Annotated in this window: 6 protein-coding genes; 3 read left to right on the top strand and 3 right to left on the bottom strand. The window is 44.0% G+C overall.

Features of this window, described 5'->3' with window-relative positions; all coding sequences use genetic code 11:
- The coding region (locus tag IQ270_RS14135; protein WP_305076212.1) for an FIST N-terminal domain-containing protein at positions 1-514 on the bottom strand (514 nt) is incomplete at its 3' end.
- Between the two features lie 462 nt (positions 515-976).
- On the opposite strand from IQ270_RS14135, the gene IQ270_RS14130 reads away from it, so the two are divergent.
- From IQ270_RS14130 to IQ270_RS14120, 3 genes are all read left to right on the top strand, one after another.
- Positions 977-1,213: a Calvin cycle protein CP12 gene (locus tag IQ270_RS14130; protein WP_193973823.1), complete on the top strand. Its 237-nt coding sequence runs from the start codon at positions 977-979 to the stop codon at positions 1,211-1,213.
- A 213-nt stretch (positions 1,214-1,426) separates the two neighbouring features.
- Positions 1,427-2,047 (top strand): DUF3177 family protein, encoded by a 621-nt coding sequence (locus IQ270_RS14125; RefSeq protein WP_193973822.1) that lies wholly within the window; start codon positions 1,427-1,429, stop codon positions 2,045-2,047.
- A 297-nt stretch (positions 2,048-2,344) separates the two neighbouring features.
- Positions 2,345-3,769, top strand: a complete 1,425-nt coding sequence (locus IQ270_RS14120; protein ID WP_228056354.1) for a hypothetical protein — start codon at positions 2,345-2,347, stop codon at positions 3,767-3,769.
- Here IQ270_RS14120 and IQ270_RS14115 read toward each other — a convergent pair.
- On the bottom strand, positions 3,711-7,163 hold the full coding sequence (locus IQ270_RS14115; RefSeq protein ID WP_193973820.1) for a response regulator: 3,453 nt from the start codon (positions 7,161-7,163) through the stop codon (positions 3,711-3,713). The genes IQ270_RS14120 and IQ270_RS14115 overlap by 59 nt on opposite strands.
- Before the next feature lie 557 nt (positions 7,164-7,720).
- Complete coding sequence (locus IQ270_RS14110; protein ID WP_193973819.1) at positions 7,721-11,116, bottom strand: ATP-binding protein; 3,396 nt, start codon at positions 11,114-11,116, stop codon at positions 7,721-7,723.
- Between the last annotated feature and the right edge of the window lie 304 nt (positions 11,117-11,420).

Here is an 11,420-nt window from a genome sequence, read left to right as displayed (position 1 = left end):
GTCCCCCTACCTTCGGCGCGCCCGGATACGCATAATCTAGCCCTTGCAGCAAATCGTTAATTTTTGCCGAAAACGGGTCGGCCAAGATGATAAACTGCGGTTCTTCGCCGGCCGGTACGCCCAACAAATCCACCCAAGTATCCGGGGGACTGTCTAAGTCCGGCAGTTCTTCTGCACCGACGTGAAATGTTCTGACGCTCACTCCCGGCAAGCGCGCCAGACTCAGGCTGACTGCGGGAGAACCCTCTACTTCTTCGGTGAGACCGCCTCGGCTGGTGCCGATGACCCCTCCCCCGCCGCAGCCCAGAATCGCTGGTACCGGCAGCATTTCTCGCACTAAAGGCATCAGCCGAGAATACTCGCTGGCAAAGGCAGACGAGATAAAGATCAGCGCTAAATCTGCCGGGCCTTCTAATTCGCGATCGGCTTGTTCTACAACTTCTTTCAGAGCTGATTCCAAAGACGGACGGGTTGATAAGGCGCTGACCCATTGCATTTGGTTTTGCTTGTCCATAAAGCTAACTTCTCTATAAAACTATCTCTATACATTAGGCTAACCGGAACTGGTCGCTGGTGGGATGTTATTGTTGCGCGATCGACTCTCGATCGCCCTTCTTGTGTTAACATAAGTTAACATCAGTGTCCGATCTATCCGTTTAGTGTTAAATGCCGTCTCCAGCTAAATCTTAAAAGATCAAGCTCAATACAGTTTGACACGCCAACATCGTGTAATGTTTTCAACAAACTAACGTCGGCTCGACCTGCATTGATGCCTGAGTCGTACAATCCGCAAACAGGCTCTGAAAGCAGGAAGTAGAGACGGCTGCTGCGATCGCAGTTATCAATGTGTTTCTATCGGGACTGCTGCAACAGCACTCTCAAGCTATTATTAGCTGGGGTCGCTAAACCGAAACTGCAAATCGAACACAAGCTAACATTCAAAAAGAAAACCTTTCTCACTTACCGCATTTTTTTTATGACAACAACACCCGCAGGCAACATCGAATCAAAAATTGAAGAAGAACTAGAAAGCGCTCGTACAGTCTGTGACTTGAAGGGCGCAACTTCCGGGGAATGCGCCGCAGCGTGGGACGCAGTTGAAGAACTGCAAGCTGAAGCTTCCCACCAAAAGCAAGTCAAACCTAAAAATTCATTTGAAAAATATTGCGATGAAAATCCAGACGCTGCTGAGTGCCGCATCTACGACGAATAAGCGAGCAATTTAGCTCCCTGTCTTCCCTCCCGCGCCGAAATTTAACTTTCGGCGCGGGATTCTTTCACCGGTCGAGTACCCGGGAAAACGTCCCAACTAAATTTGGCAAAAGTGTAGCAGCAAATAAAACATTAAGAGCCTGTTGCAGTTGCTGATTTTTGAGCAGGTTTATCGTATAATTTGTCACAAATAAGCGAGTATATTTTCCCAAATATGTTAAGTCTTTTATTGGCAGCCACCGGGCCTTGGTTTCAACCGCTAGTCTGGATGGATTATCGGTTGTCTGTGTTATTAACAGTTTCGATGCCGCTGGTAGTGCTGATTTGGGCTGTTTTTGCCAAAGCGGACGCGATCGCCCGTTTGTTGATGATTTATTGGCGGGTAGCCAGTTTGTTGGCAATTACACTTTACCTGATGATGGCCGCGCTGCCTGTGAGCTTTGTATCGTCGCTGATAGGGAGAGCCTTGATTCCTGCTTGTCTGTGGTTTTGGGACGATCTAAACGAAGAAATTGCCGATCGCCCCCAGTCCTCTTTGAAGCTAGCCTTTACAGCTTGGCGGTGGGCGATTACTGTTTACAGCGGTTTGGGCGCTCTAGCACAAATTCCCTTCTTAACCTGCGCCTTTAAATCTCAAATTCAGATAATTGACGAACCTTTTTGCCGCGTTTGGTTAGACCCGCCTTGGTTGTACAAGCAGATGTTTCACGCCACGACCAACCCTCGATTTTTGGGATTGTTGGGTCTGACAGGTTTAGCGATTTATGTAATTTACTTGTCATACTTTGTGCTAATTAGACTCGGAAAACAGGGGAGGTCTGCCACCGGAAATTAAGTTGATTTAAGCTGAGTATTTTTGTCCTACATTTCAGCTAAAATATTCAACAAAAAACTCAAAGTTTCCAACTCAAAACAGGCAAGGTGCATCTACATAAAAGAATCAAACTCCGCCCAAAGGGTGGCTGACGTCACACCGCCCAAAAAACCGATACCGTGCCACGTAATCCGGTCGTGGAGATTTTAAAATTTTAGAGCAGTGTTCAAGCTCCCAGACTCATCTGTGGAGTAAATCTAAAATCTCAAATCTCAACTCTCAAATCGACTGACAGTAATGTTATTGGAAAAGACTGCGATGGATAGCAAACAGGCCTATTTACAGTGCTTAGAAAAGCTGATTTGGGCGATGGGTCGCCTAAAATCAGAAGTAGAACCAAACGAACTAGCTCGGATTGCCGAACTGATAGTTCAGCCGATGACCGGCTCCTGGCGGTTTTTTCACACTCCCGAACATATTTTTGATGTGGGGGGAAATGAAGATGCGATCGAGGTTTTGGCCGCTTTATTTCACGATATCGTCTACGTGCAAGTCGATCGCAGCATTAACTTTAACGTCAGCTACTACGTCACTCCTGTTACAAAAGAAGTTAACAAACAGCTACAGATTCGCGAGCAATCTGAACTTTCGGCTGATGGTGCCTTCGAGATGGTAATGCTCGTATTCGGTTTTGTACCCGGAGAAGTGCTCAATCCCTTCTCGGGACAAAACGAATTTCTCAGCGCTTTGGTAGCAGCAAAAGCTCTCGAACCATTTCTCAAACGCGAGCAATTACTTCAAATCACCGCCTGCATTGAAGCAACAATTCCGTTTCGCGCCGCCGAGCGGGGAGTAACGGTAAGCCAGCGCCTTTACGACCGCTTGCAAGCAATAAATAGCCTGTTCAACCTCAGTTTGACTGACGAGCAAATGCGGGAAACAATCAAAAAAGCTGTGCGAATTTCTAACCGAGATGTAATCAGTTTTGCTCACCAGAGTTCAGCCCATTTTTTGGCAAATACCTGGAATTTACTCCCGGAAACCAATCACAACCTCACCTGCTGCGGTTTTTACACGGTTCGAGACTACCGAGTTGCTCTCCTCAAAATGGAGGGTTTTCTGAGTTATCTCCAGCCAGAGGTGATTTTCCGGCAGTTTGAGGGATGTCCCGACGATCGCACCTATCAGCGCTGGGAAACTACCGCTAAGTACAATCTGGAAATTGCCAAGCTTTATTTGGGCTGCAAACTAGCTGCTATCGCCCTGCTGGAAGCTCTTTCTTCAGGTTTGGGAATCGATGTTTCTCTGGCGATGATGATGGGAGAAATTCCCGAACGAGCAGCCGGGTGCGTGCGTCTGGAAAGCTTTTTTCCAGAAACAGAAAAACATTACAAACCTCAAAGTAATTTAGAATCCGATGTCTTAAATTTATTAGAAAATGGGCGCGCTAAAAGCACTTCTAATAGCGATTTGGAAAACTCCCCGCTGGCGACGTTTATGGTAAAAATTGTCGGCTTTGACGAAATGCGCCATCAGCGCGATCGAGCTAAGGAATTTTTTAAGCAAAATCTGGGTGCTGATGACTTTATTTCCGACTTTAACCCGATAGTTACAGAAATTGTCGTAGACTCAATTCTCAAGTTGTTTGAAAGTCGCAAGTCTGCTATCTACCGATACTACCAGCTCATTTCTGAGTTAAAGTCCAAACCCCAGACCAATTTTCCGGTACGCCCTTCTCTATGAAATGCTTGAGTCGGTCTAAATACAGTGCAGCCGTTTTGTCATCGGGATTCACAGCTAAAACTCGATCGAAAAAGGTTTTACCAGCCTTAAATTCGTGACGGCGATAATGTTCTAAACCCAGTTCAAAATCCGGCTGAGTTTGTAACTTTATTTCCCTGACAAACTCGGTTTCTCCGTCTAGAACTTCATAGATAGAAATTGGCAGTTTTTTGCCTTTGACAATCACTCTATCTAAAAAACGGATTTGATACTGTTCGGGTTCGGTCAAATTTTCCCAAATTTTATCGGAAATTATTAACGAGACTCCATATAATTTGGTAAGACTTTCCAAACGAGAGGCTAAATTCACATGATCGGAAAAAGCATCTCCCTGCATTCTCGCCGCTTCCCCGACTATCCCCACCATCATTTGACCGAAATGCAATCCTATACCTACTTGAATCGGTTGATATCCGCTGCGAAGCCGATCGACATTATATCGGTGAACTTGTTGCAGTTTAGCAATTCCACTTTTGAGTGCATCGTCAGCACCGTTGGGAAAAACCGCCATCATCCCATCTCCCAAATACTTGACAATAAAGCCGTGATGCTCTCTAATTTTCGGACTGACTTCTCGCAAATAAGCATTAACAAAGTCAAAGTTTTCCTGCGGAGTCATCGTTTCCGAAAGCGAAGTAAAAGAGCGAATATCGCTAAACATAACTGCCATTTTTTTGCTGACGTGATTGCCTAATTGAATATCCACAATGCTTTCTTTTTTCAGAAATTCTAAAAAAGCATCGGGAAAAAATCGCCCGTAGGCGCTGTTAGTTTGCGATAAATTGATGTGAGACTTAATTCTGGTTAAAAGTTCGTCTCTCGAAAAAGGTTTGGTTAGATAGTCGTTAGCGCCGAATTGAAATCCGATGATTAAGTCTGACACTTGATTTTTCGCCGTTAACATCACTACTGGTAACTCATGGGAGGGATATTTTTCCCTGAGTTTGGCGCAGACTTCATAACCCGACATTCTAGGCATCATGATGTCGAGAATGATTAAGTCAAAATGCTGTCCGCCTTCGATCAGTGATAAAGCTTGTTCGCCGCCTGATGCCTGAATGACGCTGTAATTTTGAGAAAGATGATTGTTTAAAACTTGCAGGTTGATCGGATCGTCGTCAACTATCATAATTTTAAATTGTTTTACTTCTAACAGCGCGGCGGTTTTGGCTGCGGGATTCACAGCGGTTTTCGGAAAATTCAAATCGCAGGATAAATAACTTTTATATATCTTATTTGATAATTTAAAATCGTTAGTTTTGGTGGCTGAGTGCGTATTTATTACTGCTTTGTTCTGATAAATTTGTTCGGTAGAAACAGGCAGGGTAAATGTGAAGCGGGAACCGATGCCGACTTTCGATGCTGCGTATATTTTACCGCCGTGGAGTTCGACAAATTGTTTGGATATTGTTAAACCTAAGCCTGTTCCTCCGTATTGCCTGACTGTGGAACCGTCGCCTTGTTCAAAAGCATCGAAAATGCGATCGAGCCGATCGCCCGCAATGCCAATTCCAGTATCGGAAACGGTAACAGCTATGTGAAAATCAGGGCTTGACGGCGCGCGATTGTACGCGGGCGCTGGGAGCAATGTTTCGCCCTCGGCAGCTACAATTTCTGCTGATATTTCTACAGTACCGCCATCGGTGAATTTAATCGCATTGCCAATCAAATTGTAAAGGATTTGTTGCAAGCGGTTTTCGTCAGCCCAAACCAACGGCAAATCCCCAGCAATATTGTTAATTAACTGCAAGTTTTTATGGCGGGTTAAAGATTGGCTCACAGTTAGTACAACTTCGACAATTGACTTGATTCCTACACTGCGAAAATGCAATTCTAGTTTGTGATTTTTGAGTTGAGCAAAGTCGAGAATATTGTCCACAAGTTCGTTGAGCCGCCTGCCGCTGCTAGCAATCATTAAGAGGTTGTGCTGCTGAATTTCTGATAAAGTTCCTGCCGCGCCGTCAATCATTGATTCGGCAATGCCAATCATCCCGTTGAGGGGAGTGCGGAATTCGTGGGAGGTGTTGGCTAAGAATTCGTTTTTGAGTTTGTCGAATTGCTGCAATTCTTGATTTTTATTTTCGAGGGCGGTGAAGGATGTTTGCAGTTGATATACCATACTGGTGAAGGATTTGGCGAGCTCGCCTACTTCGTCGGCGCGATCGAACTCTAGTTTCTGATCCCATTCTCCTCGGGCGATGTTTTTGGCTGCTGCGTTTAACCCCAAAATTGGTCGCACGATCGAACGAGCCGTCAAACCGCCAATAATTGTTGCTACAATTAGCGCACCGAAGCAAAGTAAAAGAGTGCTAGCAGTGCTGGCATTAATTTCCTCCATAAAATCGTTTTCTGGAATCACTATCACTACTAACCAATCGATGCCGCTGGGGTCTTTGTAGGGCAATATCTGCACAAAATGCCGCTGATTTTTCAGTTGAAATTCGAGTTTTCGGGGCGGCTCAACTTGGTTTAAATTGAAATTATTAATGATGTGTTTAGCTGCGGCGTTAGTTAAAGGATTTTTGCTGTCAATTGCCAGCAATCGTCGAGCTTTGCCGTCATCACCGACGGTGTAAGGTTTTTCTTGTGTCGAACTGCCCACTAAAGCGCCCGATCGCTCGATAATGAAAGTTTGACCCGATCGGCTAATTTTCATGTTTCCCAAAAAAATCCCAATCTGGGTCAACATCAGATCCACTGCCATTACTCCCAGAAACTCACCTCGATTATCATAGAAAGGTTGAGCCGCTGTGATTCCCAAATCGCCTTGAAAAAATGTATAAATTTGTGTCCAAACGAATTTATTGGCTGCGGTTGCATCGATATACCAGGGGCGAATTCGCGGGTCATAATTTGGCTCGTAACTCAATAAATTAGTGGGGTTTCCTCGCTCATCTAAAGCATAGCAAGAACGCCGAGGAAAGTTTTCTGTGATTCTCGCAACTAATTGTCCTGATGCTTCTCGGCGAACTCCGATAAATTGACCTTGCTTACTGCCTAAATATATTTCTCGCACCGAGGAGAATATTTGCATCTGCTGCCAAAAGTAGCCCTGTGTTGCTTGCAAATCTGCTGGATTCAGCTTGCCGAGTTGAGCTGCACCTGCATTGAGTCGGGCGATAGTGTGAGGTTTTTCCAAGTAATTTGTGAGGTGCTCTTGAATGCGATCGCTAATTTCGCCCTGCAAGATATTGACCAATTCTTGAACAGCTTTTTGTCCGTTGATGAAAGACAAATATGCTACTAGACTGACAGCCGTGACGGTTTGCAGGACAAAGGGCACTGTCAGCGCTAAACGGAGGGGCACGCTGCTATAAAATTTTGCGATCGATCTGCTGATACTTTTCAATAACATAGTAAATCGCCTCAATTCTGGCGCACAAATCCACCCATTCTTTCATTTGAGCGTAGTTAGTAATTAGTTCCAGCTAATTGCCGATCGCTAATTGGATCAAAATTAGCCGGGCCCGCCGACGCGTGATGCGATCGAAATCACGCCTGCCAACTGCGGGCAAGTGCACCCATTGAACGCATTGTAGCTCATGCTAAGAATCTGTGCTGCACAATTATTTTCGGGAACTTTCAGAAAAGCGCTCTGCAATTTTTTATACGCAAATATTTACTATAGCAATCCTCGCATCGTTTATGTAATTGTTGTAGAGCTCTTCCCCCCTGGAAGAGCCCGATAGATAAGGGTAGGCATTCTTGGCACTACCCCTACAAATTTATTTAAATCATTTAGGATTGCTATAGCAATCCTCGCATCGTTTATGTAATTGTTGTAGGGATATTCCCCCCTTGAAGAACTCCGATCGGGGGCAGGCATTCTTGGCGCTACCCTACAAATTTTGTGCGATCGCGCACCGATTGCTATACCATGTTTTCAACAGAGTAGATCGTCCAGTGCCCGCCCTATTTCTCCATTGAAATTTCCACCCCCGACCACCCATCAGGTGTTCCGTACATTCGATACTTGCGAGAGCGTTTGAAATACAGCTTTGCTACCCGATCGTCAGGATTTATTTGTAAGATATCATGAAACATCTTTTGAGCGGCAACAAACTTTTGCTGGTAGTAAAAATTGAGAGCTTCTTGAAAAATGTCCGCAGTTTGCTGCTTGAGTACAATGCTCTTTTCTGTTTCTGTATCGTAAATTTCAAACACCGACACAGCATTTGTCTTTCCTTTCACCGCTACGCGATCGACAAATCTGTATTTATATTTTTCAGGCTCGTTCAGGCGATCGATAATTGCACCGCTAACTAGAATTCTTGCGCCGTAAACCTTAGTCAATCCTTCCAAACGAGACGCGAGATTCACCGCATCAGCAATCACGGTACTTTCCATCCGTTCTCGCTCGCCAATTGTACCCAGCATCAACTTTCCCGCGTGCAAACCAATGCCGATCGCGATCGGAAACAAGCCATTTTTTTCGCGCTCGCAATTGAAAATATTCACTTCTTCTTGCATATCAATTGCCGCTCGTACACCATCGTCAGGAGATGTAGAAAACAAAGCCATGACTGCATCCCCAATGTATTTGTCAATAAACCCATTATTTTTCCTGATTGCAGGGCTAACCTTTCCCAAATAAGTATTAATAAATGCAAAATTTTCTGGCGGTGTCATCAATTCGGAAAGCGACGTAAACGACCGAATATCAGCAAACAGCACAGTCATATCCTTTTCCTGATTGTCGCCTAATTTTACTTCAATAATACTCGGTTTTTCCAGCAAACTCAGAAAATCGTGTGGCACAAACCTGCCGTAAGCTGCATTCAGTTTTGCCAAACGAATTTGCGTGTTAATTCTCGCCAGCAACTCCTTTTTGATAAAAGGTTTAGTTACATAATCATTTGCTTCTAAGTTAAAAGCTTCTACCAAGTCGGTAGTTTGATTTTTTGCCGTCAGCATCAGAATTGGCATCTCTAAAGGCGAGTATTTTTTGCGAACTTCTCTACACACTTCATAACCAGTCATCTGCGGCATCATTACGTCTAGTAAAATTAAGTCAGGCTTAAATCCTGATTCAATCAAATTTAAAGCTTCTAAGCCGTTGCTCGCTTGAGTTATTGCGTAGTTTTCTAAACAAAGATTGTTGGTGATGACCTGAATATTAATCGGTTCATCATCTACCACCAAGATTTTTATTTTTTGACTTTCTAGAAATGCGCTATTGGCTGATACCTGAGAATTTATTAGAGATGATGGCTGGGCTAATTCACCAGTTGTTAAAATGCGAGATTCCTCGATTAAAGGCTGCTGTCTGCTGCTAAATTCCGGCTGACTCTCGGATACGGGCAAAGTAAAGGTGAATAGGGAACCCGCGCCTACAGTGGAAGATACGCAAATTTTACCTCCGTGCAATTCCACTAATTGCTTGGCAACAGCTAACCCTAAACCCGTGCCTCCATATTCTCTAGCAGTGGAACCGTCAGCTTGCTCAAATGATTCAAAAATTCGCTCCAATTTCTCTTCGGGGATGCCAATGCCGGTGTCGGATACAGTAATGGCTAATTGGGAATTAAGCGGTGATTGTTCCTTGCCAGTTACTAATTCTGCTGAAATTTCAACTGTGCCACTTTCCGTAAATTTAACCGCATTGCCGATTAAGTTGTAAAGTATTTGCTGCAAGCGATTCTCGTCGGCTGCTACGGGCGGCAATTCAGGAGCGACTGAGTTGAGCAACTGCAAGTCTTTTTTGCCGACTAACGGTTGAGATAAGCTGATAATTACAGAGACTATTTCTCGGATACCGACGGGCTTAATTTTCAGTTCTATAGTTTTGTGTTTGAGCTGAGAAAAATCCAGAATATCGTTAATTAAAGAAGACAATCTTTTTCCCGACGTTGCAATCAAATTTAAGTTAAAATTTGTGGGTTCTGGCAGTTGTCCGGTAGCACCGTCTATTAAAGATTCTGCAATCCCAATAATGCCGTTGAGGGGAGTGCGGAGTTCGTGGGAAGTATTTGCTAAGAATTCGTCCTTGAGTTTGTCCAGTCGCTGCAATTCGCTATTTTTAGTTTCTAAGGTCGTAAAAGATGCTTGCAGTTGTGCTGCCATGCTGTTAAAAGCAGTGGCAAGTACGCCCAGCTCATCGGAGCGATCGAGTTTGACTGTTTTGTCAAATTGTCCTTCAGACAAAGCTATTGCTGCATCTTTTAATTTTAAAATAGGTTGGCTGATCCAGCGAGAAGTGATAATTCCCAGGACAGTTGCCATGACTAATGCGGCCAAGCATAGCAATATTGTAGTTCGGTTGTTGGCATGAATTTGTGCCATAAAGTCGGCTTCGGGAACGACGACTACAATTAGCCAATCTAAACTTTTGCCGTCTTGGAATGGCAGAACTTTTAAAAATTGTGGCTTGCCGTTTATTTCAAAACTTAATTGCTGCGATTTGGTGATTTGCCACAAGTTTTGAAAGTGAGTTTCTAAATATTTAGCTGTATTTTTTGTTACGGTATCGCTGCTTTCTGTAACTTTAAACAGTTCTTTTTTACCGTTTTGGGTGCGGAAAGGTTGTTCCGGCGTGGAAGTTGCCAGCAGCGTGCCGTTTCTTTCAATAATAAAAGTTTGACCGGATTTGCCTATTTTGAGGCTGTTTAAAAATTGACCGATACTGTCGAGGCGCAACGCAGCAATTAATACTCCTTCTAGCTGTTTCTGGCTGTTGTAAACTGGTTGCAGAGCGCTGAGAATTAATGTGGGTTCTAGGAAGGATATATAAACTGAACTCCAAGTTGGCTTGGCTGCTATAGCCGCATAGGTGTAGGAAGGGTGCTGTCGGATGTCGAAGTTTTTGACGGTGGCTGCTACTGTCGCGCGATCGCCCGAATTATTAGTATTGTAGGAATAAAAATCAAAATTTGTAGATGGCCCGGAGGCATTAATCAATAAAGTCCCATCGGATGTTTTTTCCCCAGTGCGATATTCTCCATCTCGATTGCCGATCGACGTAAAATTAATATAAGGATACAACTGCACTTGCCGCCACAGATACTTTTCCCAAGCTGACAAATCTTTCATGTTCACAAAACCCAGTTTCACCGCATCCAGCTTGCTTTGATTGATTTGGTGCGGAGTTTCCACATAAGTTATCAAATTTTGCTCAATCCGATTACTCACCTCCCCCATCAACTGATCGGCAAGGTCATTCACTGCTCTTTGAGAATTTTTAAATGATAGATATCCCACAATTCCCACCGCTGCAAATACTTGCAAGACAAACGGAACTATCAGCACAGTTTGCAGCGTCGATTTTCCTGAAATCTTAGCAATTAAGCGCTTGAGAGAAAAAGTTGACATAACATTAATATTGCTTGAAATACGCAATGAATTTAAGTTTTGCTAACAAGGTCGAAATCATTTTTTAGTGTTAACTGTTAACTGTTGTAAGTGAATCGACCGACGGAAAACAGAGCAGATCGGAGGGTCGCAAGTTGTACGCGCAACTAATGAATTTCCCCCGACTTTATCACCTGACGATGCTACCGGAAACCATATGATACGGGCGATCGGATCTGTACCGGTATTAAATATTTTAAACTTTTTTGTACTAGAGAAAAACTTGCACAAGCAAAGTTTCATTCTCGGTTTCTTCCAGAAGCGC

The sequence above is a fragment of the Microcoleus sp. LEGE 07076 genome, from assembly GCF_015207455.1.
Taxonomy (GTDB): domain Bacteria; phylum Cyanobacteriota; class Cyanobacteriia; order Cyanobacteriales; family Microcoleaceae; genus Microcoleus.
The sequence above is the reverse complement of the archived record's forward strand: the minus strand, read 5'-3'. Positions and strand labels throughout refer to the sequence as shown.